We start from the raw sequence: 20,515 nt of genomic DNA, 5'->3' as shown, positions 1-20,515 counted from the left end.
GTGTTGATTTCTCAGAGCTTGAACCGCCTGGATTTCTCCTCGTACTTCGCCATGAAAAGCGCGTCAACGGAACGAGAGCCTTGTGCTGATGTCCATTGCCGGCGCGTCACGCCGCTGCGCACACGATCACCGGTTCGCAACGAATCGGAAAGTTCACCGAATTCGCGATATAGCACTTCGCATGCGCGTCATGATGCAGATGCGCTGCCCGTTCGCGATCGTCGCCGGCCCGGATCGTCACCTGCGGACGCAGCACGATTTCGGTGAAGCGTCCCGCTTCGGCGCCGTCGAGCATCGTGCCTTCCGCGTGGTCGACGTAGGCCAGCACGCGGATGCCGGCCTCGGAACACAGGTGCAGATACCAGAGCTTGTGGCATGCCGACGCCGACGCGAGCAACAGGTCTTCGGGGTTCCAGCGCGCGGCGTCGCCACGGAACGCCGGGTCCGACGAACCGGGGATATCGGGCTTGGAACCGGCCCGGATCACGTGATCGCGGCCGTACTCGCGATACCCCGATGTGCCGGTGCCCCGATTGCCCGTCCACTCCACCGCGACGCGATACGTGTGTTCGCTCGATGCCATCTCGCTCTCCATTGAAGTCGGTGTCTCGACCGGCCCGGACGCCGTTGCGCGAGGCCCGCCGGTGGCCGCTATTCTGGCACCGGATCGTCGTTTGGTATACCATTATTCCAAATCAACGAAACACGCAGGTATGGAAACCAGACTCGACTCCACGGCGGACGCGGTCGCCGCGTCGCTGCGCGACATGATCGTCAACGGCGAGCTGGCGGCCGGCGAGCGGCTCGTCGAGCGCGATCTGGCCGAACGGTTCGGCATCAGCCGGATTCCGATGCGCGAGGCGATCCAGCGGCTGGAACGCGAAGGCCTGCTCGATATCTTCAGGAATCGCGGCGCCGTCGTGCGGATGCTGAGCGCGTCGGACGTGCAGGAAATCTACGACTTGCGCGTGCTGCTCGAAGGCGACGCGATCTACCGCAGCGTGAAGCGGCTCGACGACGAAACGCTCGCGCGCGCCGAACTCGTGCATCGGCTGCTCGGCGACGCAACGGTGCCGCGCCGGCAAGGCGAGCTGAACCGCGAATTCCACGCGTTGCTGTATGCGTGCTGCGTCAACGCGCGGCAGTTGAAGTCGATCGCGGAGCTGCGCGGCCAGGTCGAGCGTTACGAACGCCTGCAGGCGACGCTGCTGGCAGATACGCCGTCATTCCAGGTCGAGCACGACGATATCCTTCAGGCGTGCCGCGAACGCAATGCACGCGGCGCCCGCGCGATGACCGTCGCGCATCTCGAGTCGGCCCGACGCATCGTGCTGAAGCTCGTCGAAGGCGGCTGAGGCGGCCGCGCGACCGCCCGCGCTTCGCTATGCCGCGTGCGGTACCGGCCCGGTCGTGCCGCGCACCGTCAGCGTCGGCGGCGACGCGACCCGCACGCGCGACGCGTCGTCGCCCTGTCCGCCCGCCTCGCGCAACGTATTGAGCAACTCGACCGCGATGCCGGCCGCCTCGGCGGTCGGAATCGCGACGGTCGTCAGCGTGGGCCGCGTGTCGCGGGCGAGATGGATGTCGGTGATGCCCACGATCGACAGGTCCTCCGGCACGCGCCTGCCGCGATCGGCCGCCGCGTGCAGCGCGCCGATCGCCGGCAGGTCGTTGGTCGCGACCAGCGCGGTCAACCGCGGGTGCGCATCGAGCAGCCGGCCCGCCGCGCGCACGCCGCCTTCGATCGAATCGTGCTCGGCCGCGACGATCGACGCGTCGAGCCCCGCGTCGCGCATCACGTCGACGAAGCCGTCATAGCGCGCCGCCTGCACGCCGCTCGCCGCGCCGCCGACGATCACGCCGATTTTCTCGTGACCGAGCTCGAGCAGATGCCGCGTCGCGATCCGTCCCGCCTCGCGGAAATCGATCGCCACGCACGGCAGCCCGTCGGGCGGCGCCTCGGGCCGCTCCCACAGGCACAGCACGACCGGCACGCCGCGCCGCGCGACGTCGAGCAGATCCGGCAGATGCAGGTTCGCATTGGTCACGAGAATGCCTTCGGAGATCGTGCCGGCGATCTGGTCGAGATACGCGCGCCCCTGCAACGGATCTTCGTTCGTATTGCAGACGATCAGGAACTGCCCGTTGCGACGCACCGCCCGCTCGACCGCCAGCGCGAACTCCGGATAGAACGGGTTCGCGATGCTCGACACCATCAGCGCGACCGTCGGCGCACGCCCTTCCGCCAGCGCCCGCGCAGCGAGGTGCGGCCGATATCCGAGCGCGTCGATCGCCTCGAGCACCCGCGCCCGCGTCGCGTCGCCGACCCGGCCGCGGTCGCGCAGCACGTTCGACACCGTCGCGGCCGTCACGCCGGCGCGGCGCGCCACTTCATCCAGAGTTGCCATCGTTTGCCCACTATATGAGACGTCGATCCAATATTTGCTTCGCTTACCGAAGCGGCGCACTATCGCCGCACACCTTGCCGCCCGACCGACGGGCGCGACTCGGCCGCGATCACGTCGCCTCTTTTTTTGATCGCGATGATTAAGCGCTTAATCATGCAGTAAGGCGCATTAAAACATGGAGCGGAGACAATGGCGAGCATCTCGATGCGGCGCGTGCAGAAAGCCTATGGCGAGCATGCGCCGGTCATTCGCGACGTCGATCTGGAGATCGGCGCGCACGAGTTCTGCGTGTTTCTCGGGCCGTCCGGATGCGGGAAATCGACGCTGCTGCGCATGATCGCCGGGCTGGAGGATCTGAGCGCGGGCGAGCTGTCGATCGACGGCCGCCGCGTCGACGACGTGCCGGCCGCCGAGCGCGGCGTCGCGATGGTGTTCCAGAGCTACGCGCTGTTTCCGCACATGACGGTGTACGAGAACATGGCGTTCGGGCTGAAGCTCGCGCGCGTGCCGAAGGCCGAGATCGACCGGAAGGTGCGCGACGCCGCGCGGATCCTGCAGCTCGACACGCTGCTCGAACGCAAGCCGAAGGCGCTGTCGGGCGGCCAGCGGCAGCGCGTCGCAATCGGCCGCGCGATCGTGCGCGAGCCCGGCGTGTTCCTGTTCGACGAACCGCTGTCGAATCTCGACGCGGCGCTGCGCGGCCAGACCCGCATCGAGATCGCGCGGCTGCACCGGCAGTTCGAACGCGCGAGCGTCGTCTACGTGACGCACGACCAGACCGAGGCGATGACGCTCGCCGACAAGATCGTGCTGCTGCACGCCGGCGCGGACACCGCGCGGCACGGCAGCATCGCGCAGGTCGGCGCGCCGCTCGACCTCTACCACCACCCGGCCAGCCGCTTCGTCGCGGGCTTCATCGGCTCGCCGCGCATGAATTTCCTGCCGGCCGTCGTGACCGCGTGCGACGCGCATCGCACGACCGTCTCGCTCGTGCCGTCCGGCGAAATCTTCGTGCTGCCGCGCGACGGCTCGGCGCTCGGCGCCGGCGCCGCCGTGACGCTCGGCATCCGCCCCGAACACCTGACGCTCGGCGCCGCGCCCGATGCGACGACGCTCGCGCGCGACGTCGCGCTCGTCGAACGCCTGGGCGAGCAGACCTACGTGCACCTCGATCCGTGCGGCCAGCCCGGTGCGACGCCGCTGATCGCGAAGGTGCCGGGCGACGCGCAGGTGCGCGCCGGCGAACGCGTGCCCGTGCACGCGCCGGCCGCGGCCTGCCATCTGTTCACCGAAGACGGCCGCGCGGTGCCCGCGTGCGCCGACGTCCACGTTCACCACTACGCATAAGGATCGGCATGCGCCTCGGAGTCTGCTACTACCCGGAACACTGGCCGGAATCGATGTGGGCCGACGACGCCCGTCGGATGAAAGCGCTCGGCATCGCGCAGGTGCGGATCGCCGAATTCGCGTGGAGCCGCATCGAGCCGTCGCCGGGCGAATACGACTGGGGCTGGCTCGACCGTGCGGTCGACGTGCTCGGCGCGGCCGGCCTCGAAATCGTGATGTGCACGCCGACCGCCACGCCGCCGAAATGGCTGGTCGACCGCCACCCCGACATCCTCGCGATCGGCGCCGACGGCCGGCCGCGCGCGTTCGGTTCGCGCCGCCACTACGATTTCTCGTCGCCGACCTATCTCGAAGCGTCGCGCCAGATCTGCACGGCGGTCGCCGAACGCTACGGCCGCCATCCGGCCGTGCGCTACTGGCAGACCGACAACGAGCTGGGCTGCCACCAGACCGTCGTCAGCTACTCGCCGGCCGCGCTCGTGCGCTTCCGCGAATGGCTGCAGGCGCGCTACGGCACGATCGACGCGCTCAACCGTGCGTGGGGCACCGTGTTCTGGAGCATGGAGTATCGCCATTTCGACGAAGTGGACGCGCCCGTGGGCACCGTGACCGAAGCCCATCCGTCGCATCGCCTCGACTACCGGCGCTTCGCGTCCGACGAACTCGCGCGCTATCACCGGATGCAGGTCGACGTGATCCGCGCACACTCGCCGGGCCGGCCGGTCGCGCACAACTTCATGCAGCTGTTCACCGAGTTCGATCACTACGAAGTCGCGCGCGACCTCGACGTTGCGACGTGGGACAGCTACCCGCTCGGCGCGCTCGAGGAGCTGTGGTTCGCGCCCGACGTGAAGGCGCGCTGGCTGCGCACCGGCCATCCCGATTTCGCGTCGTTCAATCACGACCTGTACCGCGGCATGTCGAAGCTGCCGTTCTGGGTGATGGAACAGCAGCCGGGCCCCGTGAACTGGGCGCACTGGAACCCCGCGCCGCTGCCGGGCATGGTGCGGCTGTGGAGCTGGGAAGCGTTCGCGCACGGCGCCGGCTGCGTGTCGTACTTCCGCTGGAGGCAGGCGCCGTTCGCGCAGGAGCAGATGCACGCGGGCCTGAACACCCCTGACAACCGGCTCGACGAAGGCGGCCGCGAAGCGCAGCGCGTCGCGCAGGAGATCGCCGCCGTGCTCGACGCCGGCGCGGATGCCGACGGGAACGGACCGGTGCGCGCACCGGTCGCGCTGGTCTTCGACTACGAGGCGAAGTGGCTGTTCGAAGTGCAGCCGCAGGGGGCCGATTTCCACTACCCGCGTTTCGCGTTCGAGTACTACTCGGCGCTGCGCTCGCTCGGCCTCGACGTCGACATCGTGTCGGCGCACGCGCCGCTCGACGGCTACCGCCTCGTCGTCGTGCCGCCGCTGCCGATCGTACCGGACGATTTCGCGTCGCGGCTCGCCGCGTCGGGCGCGCATGTGGTGTTCGGGCCGCGCACCGGCTCGAAGACCGCCGACTTGCAGATTCCGCCGGCGCTGCCGCCCGGCCCGCTCGCGTCGATCCTGCCCGTGCGGGTATGGCGCGTCGAATCGCTGCGGCCGAACGTGACCGAGCGGATCGACGGCACGTTGCGCGACGGCGCGCCGTTCGCGGGCGACGCGCGTCACTGGCGCGACCTCGTCGAGCTGCACGACGACACGCGCAGCGTCGTGCACGCGCGCTTCGCCGACGGCCATCCGGCGTGTATCTCGCACGGTACGCTGCACTACTGGGCCGCGCCGTTCGACGATGCGACCACCGTGCGACTGTTCGCCGATGTCGCGGCCGAAGCGGGCCTCGCGCCGACGCCGCTCGGCGACGCCGTACGCGTGAGCCGGCGCGGCGGCCTGACTTACGTGTTCAACTACGCGAACACACCGCACACGATCGACGCGGTGCCGCCGTCCGCGTTCGTGGTCGGCGCCGCACAGGTCGAGCCGCAAGACGTGGCCGTGTATCGAAGCCGTTCGTAGCAACCGCCCCCGGCGCCGCCGCGCGCCGGTCATGCACAAACAACGACACACAGGATTGGAGACACTCATGACCCATCGCCCTCTTCGCGTCGCTGCCCGCCTGGCGAGCGCCGCCGCCATCGCGTTCGCCTCGTTCGGCGCGACGACGCCCGCCGATGCCGGCACGCTGACGATCAACATCGCGTTCAAGGGCGCGAGCCAGCGCGCCGTGTGGCAGTCGACGATCGAAGCGTTCCACAAGGCGCATCCCGACATCGACGTGAAGCCGACCTTCGTCGACGAGGAAGCGTACAAGGTGCAACTGCCCGCGTGGCTCACGACCGTCGCGCCGGACGTCGTGAACTGGCACGCGGGCGAGCGGATGGCGTACTACGCGAAGCGCGGGCTGTTCGAGGACCTGAGCGGCGACTGGGCGAAGAACGGCTGGGAGGCGATGTACGCGTCGACGCGCAGCGCATCGTCGTACAACGGCAAGCAGTACGCGGCGCCGACCGTCTACTACTCGTGGGGGCTGTTCTACCGCAAGGACCTGTTCCGCAAGGTCGGCATCGCCGACGAACCAAAGACGTGGGACCAGTTTCTCGATGCGTGCAAGAAGCTGAAGGCCGCGGGCATCACACCGGTCGCGATCGGCGGCCGCGATGCGTGGACGCTCGCCGGCTGGTTCGACTATCTCGACCTGCGGCTAAACGGCAACGCGTTCCACCAGCAACTGATGGCCGGCGACGTGCCGTACACCGACCCGCGCGTGAAGAAGGTCTACACGACGTGGAAATCGCTGATCGATGCCGGTTACTTCATCGACAACGCGCTGTCCTACGATCTCGACGGCGCGCAGCCGTTCCTGTTCCAGGGCAAGGCCGCGATGATGCTGATGGGCACCTTCATCGCGGCGGGTTTCCCGCCGAACGTCAAACAGGAAATGGGCTACTACCGCTTCCCGATCATCGACCCGAAGGTGCCGACCGCCGAAGACGGCCCGGTCGAATCGCTGCACATCCCGACCAAGGCGAAGAACAAGGCCGACGCGCACACGTTCCTCGCGTTCGTCGAAACGCCGGAGATCGGTGCGAAACTGGCCGAAGGGCTCGGTTCGCTGTCGGCCAACAGCAAGTCGCCGGAGCCGGCCGATCCGATCTCGCGCATCGGCTTCCGGATCCTCGCCGACACGAAGGGCGGCGTCGCGCAGTTCTACGATCGCGACATGACCAAGGAAATGGCCGACGAAGGGATGAAGGGCATGCAGCAGTTCCTCGCGAATCCCGCGCAGCTCGATACCGTGCTCGCGCAGCTCGAACAGACCCGCAAGCGGATCTACAAGAAGTGACCGCGTGACCCAACCGGCGGCCGCGCGCCGCCGTGCCGTTTCAGGAGGCTTGCCGTGTCCAGTCCGATCGCGTCCCCCCCGCCCGCCGGCACCGCGCCGCCGCCGCGCGGCCCGTCCACCGCCACGCTGCCCGCGCGCCGCCCGTCGCCCGCCGTGCGGCGGCAACGGCGCGCCGCGTGGCTCTTTCTCGCGCCGGCCTGCGCGATGGTGGCCGTCTATGTGATCTGGCCGATCCTGTCGACGCTGTGGCTGAGCCTGTACAACTGGGACGGGATGACCGAGCGCACCTTCGTCGGTCTCGCGAACTATGCGGAGCTGCTGCACGCGCCAACGTTCTACACGGCGCTGCGCAACAACGTGATCTGGCTCGTGCTATTCATGCTCGCGCCGCCGCTCGGCCTCGCGCTCGCGCTGTACCTGAACCAGGCGGTCGGCGGCATCCGGCTCGTGAAGTCGCTGTTCTTCGCGCCGTTCGTGCTGTCGGGCGTGGTCGTCGGGCTGATCTTCTCGTGGTTCTACGATCCGACCTTCGGGCTGCTCGCGCTGCTCGCCGGGCATGGCATCCCGGTGCTCGGCGACGCGCGCTATGCGACGTTCGGCATCGTGTTCGCCGCGCTGTGGCCGCAAACGGCGTACTGCATGATCCTGTACCTGACCGGGCTCACGTCGGTCAACCCGGAACAGATCGAGGCCGCGCGAATGGAAGGCGCGCGCGGCTTCGCGCTGCTGTGGCACGTCGTGCTGCCGCAACTGCGGCCGACCACCTTCATGGCGATCGTCGTCACGGTGATCGGCGCGCTGCGCAGCTTCGACCTGATCTCGGTGATGACGGGCGGCGGCCCGTTCGAAAGCTCGACCGTGCTCGCGTATTACATGTACGACCAGGCGATCAAGTACTACCGGCTCGGCTATTCCGCGTCGATCGCGGTCGTGCTGTTCGCGATCATGCTCGTCTACATCGTGTTCCAGTTGCGCCGCATGCTGCGCAACGAGCAGTGATTTTCGGGAGTGCGCTCACCATGTTTCCGACACCCGTCGCCCACTGGAAGCCGGTATCGCGCCGGCTGTACAAGCTGTCGCTGCCCGTCGCGCTGCTCATCTGGCTGCTGCCGATGATCGCGGTGTTCGTCACGTCGGTGCGCTCGACCGAGGAGCTCGTCGAAGGTCACTACTGGGGCTGGCCGCGCCGCTTCGCGATGATCGAGAACTATCGCGACGCGCTGACCACGTCGCCGATGCTGCATTACTTCTGGAACAGCGTGCAGATCACCGTGCCGTCGGTCATCGGCTCGATCGCGCTCGCGGCGATGGCCGGCTTCGCGCTCGCCACCTACCGGTTTCGCGGCAATACCGCGCTGTTCGGCACGTTCGTCGCCGGCAATTTCGTGCCGGTGCAGGTGCTGATGATTCCGGTGCGCGACCTGTCGCTGCGGCTCGGCGTGTTCAATACCGTCGAAGCGCTGATCCTGTTTCACGTCGCGTTCCAGACGGGCTTCTGCACGCTGTTCCTGCGCAACTTCATCAAGCAGTTGCCGTTCGAGCTGATCGAGGCGGCGCGCATCGAAGGCGCGGGCGAATGGACGGTGTTCTGGCGAATCGTGCTGCCGCTGATCCGGCCGGCGCTCGCCGCGCTCGCGATTCTCGTGTTCACGTTCGTGTGGAACGATTACTTCTGGGCGCTGTGCCTCACGCAAGGCGACGAGGCGGCGCCGATCACGGCGGGCGTCGCGGCGCTGAAGGGACAATGGACGACGTCGTGGAATCTCGTATCGGCCGGGTCGATTCTCGCCGCGCTGCCGTCGGTCGCGATGTTCTTCGCGATGCAGAAGCATTTCGTCGCCGGGCTCACGTTCGGTGCGACGAAGGGCTGAACGCGCGCCGGCTGCGTTTTCGTATCTCCCCCTCCGCATCGTGAGGTTGCCCGCTTCGGCGGGCTTTTTTCGTTGCGGATTTTGTTGCGGATCCGGGTAGGGTCGCCTGGCGAACCCGGCCCGCCGTCCAGGCTTCGACGTCATCGACCGATCGAACTCGTCGCTCGGCCGGGCTTCGACGCGCGTGGGCGTCAGGGCACGACTTTGCCCGACATCGATTCAACTAGGCATACTTGTCGCCGACCGTGCTGCGAATCGGATGGGTGTCGTACACGATGACCATCCGTTCGATGAGCCCCGCCGTGTCGAACTCGAACACGTCGACGCACTCGAAGCGCGCCACCGAACCGTCTTTCAGGGCCCAGTCGTAGATGAAGTAACCTGTCGCACGTCGAGCCCCGCTCGTGCTGACGCAGATATCGATCGGCGTGATCCTGCTTGCTCCCGATGCGGCAGCGACCTTCGAAAAGAAGGGCCCGGGATGCATCCAGCCGAGAAATGGCGAGAAAATCTGCGCGTCCGGCGTAAACAGCGCGCAAATGGCGCAGACGTCGCCTCGCTCCAGCTCCCGAAGGTAAGCGCGAACCTGTTCCGTGTAGAGTGATACCGACGTTGAGCCCAAAATTATCCTCCGATCATTCGTCGACGACCCCGTTCATTCGCGAGAACAGGGCATCCGGTAGACGCACGATAGCGACGCACCGATGACCGAACAATCGAAAAATTTGCAACCCGGGTATGCGGCGCATGCATATCCGCTGGCCGATCTGACGCGGCCGCTCCCGCCGCTGGCGGCGATTCAGTCGTTCGTCGCCGCGGCGCAGCTGGGCAGCGTCAGCAAGGCCGCGGATCGTCTCTGCCGCACGCAGGGCGCAGTGAGCCGCCAGATACAGCAGTTGGAAACGCATTACCGATGCGCACTGTTCGTGCGCCATGTATCGGGGCTGACGTTGACGCCGGAAGGCAATGCACTGCTGACGGTCGCGGTCGACGTGCTCGCGCAATTGGTCGGGCATGCGGATGCCCATGCACGGGCGACCTCGGTGCTCACGTTGAAGTTGCCGTCCACGTTCGCCGTTCGCTGGTTGCTCCCACGGCTGCCGGACATTCATCGCGCGATGAGCGGGACGGAGCTGCGTATTTCGACATCCGCGGACGACACGCCGGATTTCGCCACGTCCGACGTCGACGCCGTCATCGTGCGGGGCACGGGACAGTGGACCGGCATGGAAGCGATACCGCTGTTTCCCGAGCGGCTCACGCCAATGTGCGCGCCCGCATTGGCGACATCGCTGCGATCCGTTGCCGACCTCGCGCATGTCGATTTGCTCCATCCCGGGCCCAGCCGCGCAGAGTGGCGATGCTGGCTCGATCACGTGGGGGCACGCCAGATCGATGGGGGACGCGGGCTCGTGTTCGATACCCTCGAATTGACGCTCGCGGCATCGACGGAAGGACACGGAATTGCAATCGGCGACCCGCGCATGGCGCGAGACCGACTCCGTGCCGGATCGCTCGTGACACCGTTCGAGGATGTGGCTGAAGACGGCCTTTCCTACTTCCTCGTCTATCCGCCCCAACGGGCGGCACAACCGAAAATTCGAGCCCTCGCCGATATCCTGCTACGACTGGCGCGAGAAGATTGATCGACAGGCAAGCGTCCGATACGCGGTGCGGCGCCGACCTTCGAATGGCGCCCCCCAACCTGCCGACGAATGACGGTCCCGGTCAGAGATCTCCGCGCACTTCACCGGTTCCCAGCGCGCTGCGCTGCCGGTTGACTTCCGCCCAAAGCGCATCGCTGTCGTCTTCGCGCAGCACGGCAATGCAGTCCAGTTGATCGTCGGTCACGCCGAAGTACGCCAGAATTTCCCGCCGAACCCCATCGATGAACTCCGCGTATTCCGGCGTGGCCTGCGCCTGCGCGTGCAGGGCGTCGTATTCCGCATCGTCCACGCCGCCGCCGTGCTCGTCGATATAGCGCGAGATCCACTGGTCTCGTTCGCGGTCGTAATCGGCCTCGGCGCGCATCGCTTGCGCGGCCGTGTAGAAATCCAGCTGCGCAAATGCGGCGATCGCCGCCTTTGTCGCCTCGTCGAATGTCGTCGTCATTGCATCTCTCACTTCAGTCATCGCCCATCATGGGTCACGCAGGGAAGCCGCTATCGCGCGCGGTTTCAGGTCGCGAGCGAGAAAACCGGCAGCACGATTCCGAACCGCGTTCACTGCATCGGACGGTTCGATCGTATCGGGCACGTTGAAAGGGAAGGGTTCAGTCTACCTGGACGGTTTGCCAGGTTTGCCACGCCCGCCGGGAGATTTGCCCGCCGCCTTCCCCGCCGGCGGCTTGGCCGCAGGTTTGCTGCGCGGCTTCTGCACGCTGAACGGGCTACCGATGGTGTAGTCCCGATCCTGACCCGCGGCCGTCGCATGCTGCGCCCCGGACTTGCGCTTGGCTTCGCCACCTTGCGTACGCGGCTGCTTGCCCGGCGCCTGCCTGGCGACCGGCGCAGCGGGCGGCACCTTGGGCTTCTTCGGCTTTTTCGGTTTCTTGATGATCTGGCCCGTCGCGCTGGTTTCCGGCACGCGGTGTTCGGCTTCGAAGCCCGGCTCTTCTTCCCGCCGCAGCGTCTGCCGGATCAGTGCTTCGATCGCGGCCAGTTGCGGCGCTTCGTCCGCGCACACGAGAGACACCGCCACGCCGCTGGCGCCCGCGCGGCCGGTGCGGCCGATACGGTGCACGTAGTCTTGCGCGACGATCGGCAGATCGACGTTGATCACCAGCGGCAGATCGTCGATATCCAGCCCGCGCGCCGCCACGTCGGTGGCGACCAGCATCTGCACCTCACCGGTCTTGAATCGCTCCAGCGCGCGCAAACGCGCGGGTTGCGGCTTGTCGCCGTGGATCGTATCGACCGCGTAGCCCGCTTTCTCCAGCATGAGCGCCAGATAATCGACGCCATTGCGGGTCTTGACGAATACCAGCGCATGCTCCCACTTGTTTTGGGCCACCAGGTGCATGAAGAGATCGGGCTTGTTCCGCTTGTCGACCGGCATCACCCATTGCTTGATCTTGCTCGCCGTGGCGTTGGGCGGGCTGACGCTGATATCGACCGGGCTGCGCAGAATGCCCGCTGCCATCTTCCGGATTTCGTCGGAGAACGTAGCCGAGAACAGCAGCGTCTGGCGCCTGGCGGGCAATGCGGCAAAGACCGCGTCGAGTTCGCGCGCGAAGCCGAGATCCAGCATGCGGTCGGCTTCGTCCAGCACCAGCGCCTGCACCTGATCGAACTGCACGGCGTTCTGGCGATGGAGGTCGAGCAAGCGACCCGGCGTGGCAACGAGCACGTCCACGCCCTTGCGCAGCTTCATCATCTGAGGATTGATGCTCACGCCGCCGTACGCGGCCAGAAATCGCAGATCGAGCCCTTTGCCGTATTCGACGAAGCTTTGCAGCACCTGTTCGGCCAGTTCCCGCGTGGGCACCAGCACCAGCACACGCGCACGGTTGCTGGACACCGCCGGGCCGTGTTGCACCAGCCGTTGCAGCAGCGGCAGCGCAAAGCCGGCCGTCTTGCCGGTGCCGGTCTGCGCCGCGGCCATGACGTCCTTGCCACCGAGCACGGCGGGAATCGCCTTGGCCTGCACCGGCGTGGGTGTCTGGTAATTGAGGCTCTGCACATTGCGCAGCAACGGCTCGATCAGGCCAAGCGAGGCAAAAGACATGGACGTATTCCGGGCGAAAACCGCAATTCTAGCGGTTGCCGCCGAGGTTGCGCCCCATCCGCGCCGCCGCGCAACCGCATAGCCGCCGCCCCGATATGCTTCTCGTGCGCCACCGGCATCGGCGACAACGCGCGCGCGGCGGCGCGCGGCCGTCGCGAGACGAAGGCGTATGAGGATATGATCGACGGTGGCCGCACCGCGCTCCTGAGCGCGCCGTCGGCGGGATCGCTCGAAGGCGGCGTGCCGGTCGCGGTCGGCGGCCGGATAACGGGCGCGATCGGCGTGTCTGGCGTAAAGTCCGAACAGGACGCGCGGATCGCCCGCGCCGGCACACGAAGCGTCGCGGAATAACCAGCCAAGCCGCACGCGTTTTTCATTCCCCGGGAGGATTCACGATGATCGACCAAGCAGGACTGCAAGTCGCGCCAGCGCTGAGCCAGTTCATTGAAAACGAAGCGCTGCCGGGCACCGGCATCGACAAGGCCGCGTTCTGGAGCGGTTTCTCGGCCCTGGTGCACGATCTCGCGCCGCGCAACCGCGAGCTGCTCGCCGAACGCGACCGCCTGCAGCAGGAACTCGACGCGTGGCATCGCGCGCACCCCGGCCCGGTACGCGACCATGCCGCGTATCGCGCATTCCTCGAACAAATCGGCTATCTCGTGCCGGTCCCGTCGAACGTCGCGGCAGCCACCGCGAACGTCGACAGCGAGATCGCCACGCAGGCCGGCCCGCAGCTCGTCGTGCCGCTGTCGAACGCGCGCTATGCGCTGAACGCCGCGAACGCGCGCTGGGGCAGCCTGTACGACGCGCTGTACGGCACCGACGCGTTGCCGGAAGACGGCGGCGCCGAACGCACGTCGGCCTACAACCCGACGCGCGGCCAGCGCGTGATCGACTACGCGCGCGGCGTGCTCGACAACGCCGCGCCGCTCGCGAGCGGCTCGCACCGCGACGCACTGCGCTACCGCGTGCAGGACGGCCAGCTTGCGGTCGAAACCGGCAAGGGCGTCGTGCATCTCGCGCAGCCCGCGCAATTCGTCGGCTACCAGGGCGCGGCCGATGCGCCGTCCGCGATCGTGCTGAAGCACAACGGCCTGCACCTCGAGATCCAGATCGATGCGTCGACGCCGATCGGCCGCGCCGATCTCGCGAACGTGAAGGACGTCGTGCTCGAAGCCGCGGTCAGCACGATCATCGACTGCGAGGATTCGGTCGCGGCGGTCGACGCCGACGACAAGGTCCAGCTCTACCGCAACTGGCTCGGCCTGATGCAGGGCACGCTCGCCGAGGAAGTCGCGAAGGGCGGCAAGGTCTTCACGCGCCGCCTGAACGCCGATCGCGAGTACACGACGCCGGCCGGCGGCACGCTGTCGCTGCACGGCCGCTCGCTGCTGTTCGTGCGCAACGTCGGCCACCTGATGACCAACGGCGCGGTACTCGATCGCGACGGCAACGAGATTCCGGAAGGGATTCTCGATGGCGTCGTCACGACGCTGTGCGCGCTGCACGACCTGAAGGCCAAGCGCAATTCGCGCACGGGCTCGATCTACATCGTGAAGCCGAAGATGCACGGCCCGGCCGAAGTCGCGTTCGCCGACACGCTGTTCGCGCGCATCGAGGATCTGTACGGCCTGCCGCGCAACACGCTGAAGATGGGCATCATGGACGAGGAGCGCCGCACCAGCGTGAACCTCGCCGCGTGTATCGCCGCGGCGGCCGCACGGGTCGCGTTCATCAACACCGGCTTCCTCGACCGCACCGGCGACGAGATGCACACCGCGATGGAAGCAGGCCCGATGATCCGCAAGGGCGACATGAAGTCGTCGGCATGGATCCAGTCGTACGAGCGCAACAACGTGCTCGCGGGCCTGTCGGCCGGCCTGCGCGGCCGCGCGCAGATCGGCAAGGGCATGTGGGCGATGCCGGACCTGATGCACGCGATGCTCGAGCAGAAGATCGCGCATCCGCGCGCCGGCGCGAACACCGCGTGGGTGCCGTCGCCGACCGCCGCGACGCTGCACGCGCTGCACTACCACCTCGTCGACGTGCAGGCCGTCCAGCAGGAACTCGAGAAGACGCCGTACGCGAGCGAGCGCGACGCGCTGCTCGAAGGGCTGCTGACGGTGCCGGTCGTCGAGCGCGCCGCGTGGAGCGAGGCCGAGATCCTGAGCGAGGTCGAGAACAACGCGCAGGGCATCCTCGGCTACGTCGTGCGCTGGGTCGAACAGGGCGTCGGCTGCTCGAAGGTGCCGGACATCCACGACGTCGGTCTGATGGAAGATCGCGCGACGCTGCGCATTTCGAGCCAGCACATCGCGAACTGGCTGCGCCACGGCGTGATCACCGAGGCATTCGTGCTCGACGTGTTCAAGCGGATGGCCCGCGTCGTCGACCAGCAGAACGCCGGCGACCCGAACTATCGCCCGATGGCGCCCGGCTACGACCAGTCGACCGCGTTCCAGGCCGCGTGCGCGCTCGCGCTGCAAGGCACGTCGCAGCCGAGCGGCTATACCGAGCCGCTGCTGCATCGGTTCCGGCTCGCGTTCAAGGCGCAACGGCACGGCGCATGATCCTGCGCATGCGGGCGCGCCCGCATGCCGGGCGCCGGCCGTACGCCGGCCTCGCGAAACGGGCAGCCTCGCAGCTGCCCGTTTTCATATTCGCGCTCACCCGAGCGTTGAAACCGATAATGGGCGCCTGTCGCGCGCTTTCGCGGACGACGCCTGCGGGCCGTTGATTCGCCGGGATCCGCAACGTTTGCCGCGCGACCGGTTCCGCCGCCCCGCAAAGCCTTGCGCCACAATGCTCCGCCCGATATCGGCAAGCGCCGGACCATGCCGTAATTTGACCCTGATCAATGGGTCGCGACATTTTCCGCGCACGCAAACACGCGCGTTATACTCCGTGGCATTCGCGTCGCGCGATTCGTCGGATCGTCGAATTGCGGCAGATGTTAACCGTGAATACAGGATTTATCGGTTTATCTGGCCGCGATTGCCGATAATCGGCGCCGGTTTTCTCCGCTGAACGGCAGGCATGCACGGGAAGGGCCGCGCACCGGGTCGCCACCCGCAGTCATACGAATAATCGCATCGGCCCGCCGCCCGGCGACGATGCCTCTCCGATCCACGGACCATGGCAGAAACCGATTACGCAGTGCCCAGCGAATCCGGCCTGACGAGCCGTGTCGCCGCTCATCTGCGCCGGTTCCTGCTGCCGCACCTGATCTTCTACACGGGGCTGCTGATCGCGCTGATCCTGCTGCTCCTGTGCGGGATCGTGCTGTACGAAGGCCGGATCGATGCGCGCGACCGTTCGCGCAGCATGCAGCAGAATCTCGCGCTGATCGCGTCGTGGGACATCGAACGCAACATCGAGATCTATTCGCTGTCGCTGCAGGCCGTCGTCGAAGGCATGAACGACCCCGCGGTCGTCGCCTTGCCGATGCCGCTGCGCCGCCAGGTGCTGTTCGACCGCGCGACGACGGCCAAGTACCTCGGCGGCATCTACGTGCTCGACGCGAAAGGCGACATCGCGGTCGACGGCAAGAGCGACGTGCCGCGCCAGGCCAACTTCGGCAACGAGCCGTATTTCACCGTGCACCGCGACCGGCCCGACGTCGGCCTGTACGTCAGCGATCCGTATCATTCGCGGCTGCGCGGCGGCTCGCCGAGCATCGCGCTCAGCCGACGCATCACGCGGCCCGACGGCTCGTTCGGCGGCGTCGCGGTGATGTCGATCCGACTCGAATATTTCCAGAACCTGTTCTCGCGCCTGTCGCTCGGCGATCGCGGCTCGGTCGCGCTGATCAACACGGACGGCAGGATGGTCGCGCGCGAGCCGTACGACCCCAAAATCGTCGGCCGCGACATCAGCCGTGCGAGCACGTTCCGGCAATTCATGACCGCCAGCGAAGGCAGCTTCGCCGATACCGCGTCGATCGACGGCGTGCGGCGCCTGTACGTGTTCCGCCACCTCGAACACCTGCCGCTCATCGTCATGGTCGCGCGCTCCGAAGCGGACACCTACGCCGCGTGGTACGACCGTGCGATCCCGATCGGCTCCGCGATGGTCGTGCTCGCGATCGGCTTCGTCGGCCTGTCGCTGCTGCTCGACGTGCAATTGCGCAAGCGCCATCGCGCGGAAACCGAGCTGCAGGCACTCGCGCGCACCGACGGCCTGACGGGGCTCGACAACCGCCGGATGCTCGACGTCACGCTCGCGCGCGAATGGCGGCGTGCCGCGCGCTCGCAACATGCGCTGTCGCTGCTGTTCATCGACGTCGATTACTTCAAGCGCTACAACGACACGCAGGGCCACCAGGCCGGCGACGACGCCCTCGCCGCGGTCGGCCACTGCATCGCCGGCTGCCTGCGCCGCCCGGCCGACTATGCGGCGCGCTACGGCGGCGAGGAATTCGTCGTGGTGCTGCCGGACATCGACACGGACGGCGCGGTGACGATCGCCGAAACGATCCGCACGGGCATTCTCGATCTCGGCATCCGGCACGACGCCGGCACGGCCGGCCGGCTGACGGTGAGCATCGGCGTGACGACCAGCTATCCCGAACGCGACGACAACATCCAGGCCGCGCTGAAGCTGGCCGACGATGCGCTGTACCGCGCGAAGGAAGGCGGGCGCAACCGCATCGTCGTGCAGGCGGCCACGCCGCCGGACGAACTCGCATCGCGGCGCGCCTGAGCATACGGGCAGCAGGGGGCGACCGCCGTCCGCAGGCAAAATCGCCGACAATATCGACTCGATACGCCACCGCGCGCCCGCGGACCCGGCCCGCGCCAAGCCGGCCGCCCCTCGCCGGCCGCGCGGGCTCGCGGCCGCTTCGCACCACCATGAGACTCAAGGCAAAGATCTTCCTTCTGGCCATCGTGCCGTTCCTGCTCGCGATCGCCGGCATCGGCTTCGGCGTGCGCCAGCAGGCGACGTCGCTCGCGCGCACGCAGCACGCGACGATCCAGGCCGCGTACCTGTCGAGCAAGGAAGTCGAGCTGAAACACTACGTCGAGCTCGCGACCAGCGCGATCATGCCGCTCTACGACGCGAGCGGCCGCAACGCGCGCGACGACGCGCTGCTGCGCACGCAGGCGCTCGCGATGCTGCAGAAGATGGATTTCGGCCCCGACGGCTATTTCTTCGTCTACGACCTGCACGGCAATTCGCTGATGCATCCGCGCGAGCCCGAGCGCGTCGGCCACAACTTCTGGTCGATGCGCGATCCGCAAGGCGCGCTGACCATCCAGAAGCTGATCGGCGCGGCTTCGCAGGGCGGCGGCTACGTGCGCTACGCATGGCAGCGGCCGTCGACGGGCCGCGTCGCGCCCAAGCTCGGCTACGTCGTCGCGCTCGAGCGCTGGGGCTGGATGGTCGGCACCGGCATCTATCTCGACGACGTCGACACCGCACTGCAGCGCATCGACGCGCGCGCGTCCGCGAACATCGAGCGCACGATGAGCTGGCTCACCGCGATCGCGCTCACCGGCGCGGCGGCGATCGCCGTGTGCGCGCTGGTGCTGAACGTCAGCGAGTCGCGCAGCGCCGATGCGAAACTCAAGCTGCTCGCGCAGCGCGTCGTCGAATCGCAGGAGCAGGAGCGCGCGCGGCTGTCGCGCGAACTGCACGACGGGATCAGCCAGATGATGGTGTCCGCGAAGCTGATGCTCGAATCCGCGCTCGCGCGCTTCGAGCGCGGCACGTCGCGCGTGCCCGAAGCCGAGCAGGCGCTCGCGTCGGGCGTCGGGCGGCTCGGCGACACGCTGCGCGAAGTCCGGCGCATCTCGCATGCGCTGCGGCCGTCGATGCTCGACGATCTCGGCCTCGCGGCCGCGCTCGAGCAACTCGTGCGCGAGCTGGGCGCCGAAAGCGGCATCGACATCGGCTATACGCAGGTCGCGCACAGCGGCACGCGGCCGTTGCCCGAAGCCGTCAACACCGCGCTGTTCCGGATCGCGCAGGAAGCGCTGAGCAACATCGTGCATCATGCACGGGCGTCGCGCGCGGCCGTCACGCTCGACGTCGGCGCGCAAACCGTCACGCTGACGATCGCCGACAACGGCTGCGGCTTCGACGCCGAACGCTCGCAGGCCGACGCGCGCCGCGGCATCGGCCTGCGCAACATGCGCGAGCGCCTCGACGCGCTCGGCGGCACGCTGTCGGTCACGTCGCAGGTCGGCCATACCGTCGTGGCCGCACGCGTGCCGCTGCAGCGCGCCGCCGCCTGAACACGCGCCCCCTGACCGGAGACCTTTGCCCATGAGCGCCCCCGATACCGCCCGTCCCGCCGCCCGGCTGCTGCTCGTCGACGATCACCCGCTCGTGCGCGACGGCTTGCGGATGCGGCTCGAAGCGGCCGATCTGTCGGTGGTCGGCGAGGCCGGCAACGCGGACGAGGCGCTCGCGCTGGCCGCGTCGCTCGAACCCGATCTCGCGCTGATGGACGTCGGCATGAACGGCATGAACGGCATCACGCTCGCCGGCGTGTTCCACGAGCGTTTTCCGGGCATTCGCGTGCTGATGCTGTCGATGCACGACAACATCGAGTACGTGACGCAGGCGGTGCGCGCCGGCGCGAGCGGCTATCTGCTGAAGGATTCGCCCGCGAGCGAGATCGTCCGTGCGATCGGCGCGGTGCTGGCCGGGCAGACGTTCTTCAGCGAAGGGCTGGCCGCGCGGATGATCCAGGCCAGCGCGACCGCGTCGCCGCTGGATCGATTGACGCCGCGCGAACGCGACATCCTCGACGCGCTGGCCGAAGGACTGTCGAGCAAGCAGATCGCGCAACAGACGGGGCTGTCGGTGCGCACGGTCGAGACGCACCGGCTCAACCTGAAGCGCAAGCTGGAGATCGAAGGGCAGGCCGAGCTGATCAAGTTCGCGGTCGAGCATCGGCGGCGGTAAGCGCACCTGTCGGGCCTATCCGCCGCGAAAGGCGCGACCGATCACATCATCGCGACGCCGGAAACGGATCGCGCCGCGTTCGTCGATGCGGTGGTCGACGATTGCGTGCGGACGCTCGGCGTCGGCGCATGACGCGCGCTCGAAGCGCCGCACATGAAAAAGGGCGCCCGAGGGCGCCCTTCGTCCGTCCGGACCGCGGCGTTGCAGCGGCCGTCAGTTCGTCCGCGAATTGTGCTTCTGCAAATACGCGATCAGCCCGTCGATCCCGCCCGTCGCGATCTGGTTCTTGAACTGGCCCTGGTAGACCTGGATCAGCCACGCACCCGACATGTCGATGTCGTAGATCTTCCAGTCGTTGCCGACCTTGCCGAGACGATAGCCGACCGACTGGCTGTCGCCCGGCGTCGTGACCGTCGACTGCACGAGCGCGTCGGCGCCCGACGCGCCGCCGGCCTTGAACGAGAACTTCGCGTCCTGGTTGCCGAGCTGCGCGAGCGACGCGGCATAGGTGCGCGTCATCAGCAACCGGAACTGCTTGTACAGCTCCTGCTGCTGTTGCGGCGTGGCCTGCTTCCACGCGTCGCCGATCGCGATGCGCGTCGTGCGCTCGAAGTTCGTCACGGGCAGGAAACGCTGCTCGACGACTTGCGTGATTTTCGCCATGTCGCCGCCGCGCGCGGCCGGATCGGCCTTCATCGCATTGACGGTGCCCTCGACCGCGGTGCGGACGACGTCGACCGGCGCGCTCTGCGCGAAAGCGGAAACCGACACGGCGGCCGCCGCGACGAAAGCAAACAAATGACGTTTCATACGAATTTCGCACTCGATGGAAAAAACGGCCGGCGCTTTGCATCGGCCGGTGGAGCAAAGTATACCGGGCCTGACGCCGCGTTGCCGCCCGGTGACCGACTGTTACCTTTCAAC

At 67.6% G+C, this 20,515-nt stretch carries 17 protein-coding genes and 1 pseudogene; 12 read left to right on the top strand and 6 right to left on the bottom strand.

The genetic code is table 11. The annotated features are described in order from the left end of the window. Positions 1–106 precede the first annotated feature (106 nt). Positions 107–583 (bottom strand): OsmC family protein, encoded by a 477-nt coding sequence (locus WS96_RS17435; protein ID WP_059834093.1) that lies wholly within the window; start codon positions 581–583, stop codon positions 107–109. Positions 584–713: 130 nt separating this feature from the next. Here WS96_RS17435 and WS96_RS17430 point away from each other — a divergent pair, with 130 nt between their 5' ends. Beyond that, positions 714–1,355, top strand: a complete 642-nt coding sequence (locus WS96_RS17430) for a GntR family transcriptional regulator (RefSeq protein WP_059834091.1) — start codon at positions 714–716, stop codon at positions 1,353–1,355. 27 nt (positions 1,356–1,382) lie between these two features. Here WS96_RS17430 and WS96_RS17425 read toward each other — a convergent pair whose 3' ends face one another. Beyond that, positions 1,383–2,408 (bottom strand): LacI family DNA-binding transcriptional regulator, encoded by a 1,026-nt coding sequence (locus WS96_RS17425; RefSeq protein ID WP_059834089.1) that lies wholly within the window; start codon positions 2,406–2,408, stop codon positions 1,383–1,385. 189 nt (positions 2,409–2,597) lie between these two features. Here WS96_RS17425 and WS96_RS17420 point away from each other — a divergent pair, with 189 nt between their 5' ends. The 5 genes from WS96_RS17420 to WS96_RS17400 all read left to right on the top strand — a co-directional run bounded on the left by WS96_RS17420 (position 2,598) and on the right by WS96_RS17400 (position 8,953). Further along, a complete protein-coding gene (locus WS96_RS17420) occupies positions 2,598–3,755 on the top strand; it encodes an ABC transporter ATP-binding protein (RefSeq protein WP_059834087.1) in 1,158 nt (385 codons plus the stop codon). 8 nt (positions 3,756–3,763) lie between these two features. Then, positions 3,764–5,755 (top strand): beta-galactosidase, encoded by a 1,992-nt coding sequence (locus WS96_RS17415; RefSeq protein WP_059834085.1) that lies wholly within the window; start codon positions 3,764–3,766, stop codon positions 5,753–5,755. Between the two features lie 67 nt (positions 5,756–5,822). Then, a complete protein-coding gene (locus tag WS96_RS17410) occupies positions 5,823–7,082 on the top strand; it encodes an ABC transporter substrate-binding protein (protein WP_059834083.1) in 1,260 nt (419 codons plus the stop codon). A 54-nt stretch (positions 7,083–7,136) separates the two neighbouring features. Continuing rightward, a complete protein-coding gene (locus WS96_RS17405) occupies positions 7,137–8,081 on the top strand; it encodes a carbohydrate ABC transporter permease (protein WP_059834081.1) in 945 nt (314 codons plus the stop codon). Positions 8,082–8,101: 20 nt separating this feature from the next. Beyond that, positions 8,102–8,953 carry a carbohydrate ABC transporter permease gene (locus WS96_RS17400; protein ID WP_059780222.1) on the top strand — a complete coding sequence of 284 codons (852 nt, stop codon included), beginning with the start codon at positions 8,102–8,104 and terminating at the stop codon, positions 8,951–8,953. Between the two features lie 223 nt (positions 8,954–9,176). Here the strand turns inward: WS96_RS17400 and WS96_RS17395 are convergent, their stop codons facing one another. Beyond that, positions 9,177–9,575 carry a nuclear transport factor 2 family protein gene (locus WS96_RS17395; RefSeq protein ID WP_179949952.1) on the bottom strand — a complete coding sequence of 133 codons (399 nt, stop codon included), beginning with the start codon at positions 9,573–9,575 and terminating at the stop codon, positions 9,177–9,179. An 82-nt stretch (positions 9,576–9,657) separates the two neighbouring features. Between WS96_RS17395 and WS96_RS17390 the strand changes: the two genes are divergently transcribed. Next, positions 9,658–10,599, top strand: coding sequence for a LysR substrate-binding domain-containing protein (locus WS96_RS17390; RefSeq protein ID WP_059834077.1), 942 nt, complete (start codon positions 9,658–9,660; stop codon positions 10,597–10,599). A gap of 82 nt (positions 10,600–10,681) precedes the next feature. Here WS96_RS17390 and WS96_RS17385 read toward each other — a convergent pair whose 3' ends face one another. Together WS96_RS17385 and WS96_RS17380 are read right to left on the bottom strand one after the other, a co-directional pair. Next, positions 10,682–11,065 (bottom strand): hypothetical protein, encoded by a 384-nt coding sequence (locus WS96_RS17385; protein ID WP_059834075.1) that lies wholly within the window; start codon positions 11,063–11,065, stop codon positions 10,682–10,684. A gap of 165 nt (positions 11,066–11,230) precedes the next feature. Then, complete coding sequence (locus WS96_RS17380; RefSeq protein ID WP_059834073.1) at positions 11,231–12,679, bottom strand: DEAD/DEAH box helicase; 1,449 nt, start codon at positions 12,677–12,679, stop codon at positions 11,231–11,233. Between the two features lie 123 nt (positions 12,680–12,802). On the opposite strand from WS96_RS17380, the pseudogene WS96_RS34535 reads away from it, so the two are divergent. The 5 genes and pseudogenes from WS96_RS34535 to WS96_RS17355 form a co-directional block, all read left to right on the top strand. Continuing rightward, positions 12,803–13,030 (top strand): annotated as a pseudogene (locus WS96_RS34535) (heme-binding protein); the annotation flags it as partial. 44 nt (positions 13,031–13,074) lie between these two features. After that, on the top strand, positions 13,075–15,249 hold the full coding sequence (locus WS96_RS17370; RefSeq protein ID WP_059834071.1) for a malate synthase G: 2,175 nt from the start codon (positions 13,075–13,077) through the stop codon (positions 15,247–15,249). A 565-nt stretch (positions 15,250–15,814) separates the two neighbouring features. Beyond that, entirely contained in the window at positions 15,815–17,380 is a 1,566-nt protein-coding gene (locus WS96_RS17365) for a sensor domain-containing diguanylate cyclase (RefSeq protein ID WP_059780207.1), read from the top strand. A 149-nt stretch (positions 17,381–17,529) separates the two neighbouring features. Further along, the gene (locus tag WS96_RS17360) at positions 17,530–18,915 is read left to right on the top strand and encodes a cache domain-containing protein (RefSeq protein WP_034205832.1); all 1,386 of its coding nucleotides are present in this window, start codon (positions 17,530–17,532) and stop codon (positions 18,913–18,915) included. Positions 18,916–18,946: 31 nt separating this feature from the next. Next, positions 18,947–19,591 (top strand): response regulator, encoded by a 645-nt coding sequence (locus WS96_RS17355; protein ID WP_006485936.1) that lies wholly within the window; start codon positions 18,947–18,949, stop codon positions 19,589–19,591. Between the two features lie 213 nt (positions 19,592–19,804). Here the strand turns inward: WS96_RS17355 and WS96_RS17350 are convergent, their stop codons facing one another. After that, positions 19,805–20,401: an MlaC/ttg2D family ABC transporter substrate-binding protein gene (locus tag WS96_RS17350; protein WP_059780211.1), complete on the bottom strand. Its 597-nt coding sequence runs from the start codon at positions 20,399–20,401 to the stop codon at positions 19,805–19,807. Positions 20,402–20,515: the final 114 nt, after the last annotated feature.

Source organism: Burkholderia sp. MSMB1835 (assembly GCF_001526365.1).
In the GTDB taxonomy this organism is placed as follows: Bacteria; Pseudomonadota; Gammaproteobacteria; order Burkholderiales; family Burkholderiaceae; genus Burkholderia.
This window is presented reverse-complemented; position numbering and strand designations above follow the sequence as displayed.

Coding starts and splice junctions, on each gene's coding strand:
- WS96_RS17360 (WP_034205832.1), top strand. CDS start 17,530: ATGAGACTCAAGGCAAAGATCTTCCTTCTGGCCATCGTGCCGTTCCTG.
- WS96_RS17435 (WP_059834093.1), bottom strand. CDS start 583: ATGGCATCGAGCGAACACACGTATCGCGTCGCGGTGGAGTGGACGGGC.
- WS96_RS17420 (WP_059834087.1), top strand. CDS start 2,598: ATGGCGAGCATCTCGATGCGGCGCGTGCAGAAAGCCTATGGCGAGCAT.
- WS96_RS17390 (WP_059834077.1), top strand. CDS start 9,658: ATGACCGAACAATCGAAAAATTTGCAACCCGGGTATGCGGCGCATGCA.
- WS96_RS17365 (WP_059780207.1), top strand. CDS start 15,815: ATGGCAGAAACCGATTACGCAGTGCCCAGCGAATCCGGCCTGACGAGC.
- WS96_RS17425 (WP_059834089.1), bottom strand. CDS start 2,408: ATGGCAACTCTGGATGAAGTGGCGCGCCGCGCCGGCGTGACGGCCGCG.
- WS96_RS17400 (WP_059780222.1), top strand. CDS start 8,102: ATGTTTCCGACACCCGTCGCCCACTGGAAGCCGGTATCGCGCCGGCTG.
- WS96_RS17350 (WP_059780211.1), bottom strand. CDS start 20,401: ATGAAACGTCATTTGTTTGCTTTCGTCGCGGCGGCCGCCGTGTCGGTT.
- WS96_RS17430 (WP_059834091.1), top strand. CDS start 714: ATGGAAACCAGACTCGACTCCACGGCGGACGCGGTCGCCGCGTCGCTG.
- WS96_RS17415 (WP_059834085.1), top strand. CDS start 3,764: ATGCGCCTCGGAGTCTGCTACTACCCGGAACACTGGCCGGAATCGATG.
- WS96_RS17410 (WP_059834083.1), top strand. CDS start 5,823: ATGACCCATCGCCCTCTTCGCGTCGCTGCCCGCCTGGCGAGCGCCGCC.
- WS96_RS17380 (WP_059834073.1), bottom strand. CDS start 12,679: ATGTCTTTTGCCTCGCTTGGCCTGATCGAGCCGTTGCTGCGCAATGTG.
- WS96_RS17385 (WP_059834075.1), bottom strand. CDS start 11,065: ATGACGACGACATTCGACGAGGCGACAAAGGCGGCGATCGCCGCATTT.
- WS96_RS17370 (WP_059834071.1), top strand. CDS start 13,075: ATGATCGACCAAGCAGGACTGCAAGTCGCGCCAGCGCTGAGCCAGTTC.
- WS96_RS17355 (WP_006485936.1), top strand. CDS start 18,947: ATGAGCGCCCCCGATACCGCCCGTCCCGCCGCCCGGCTGCTGCTCGTC.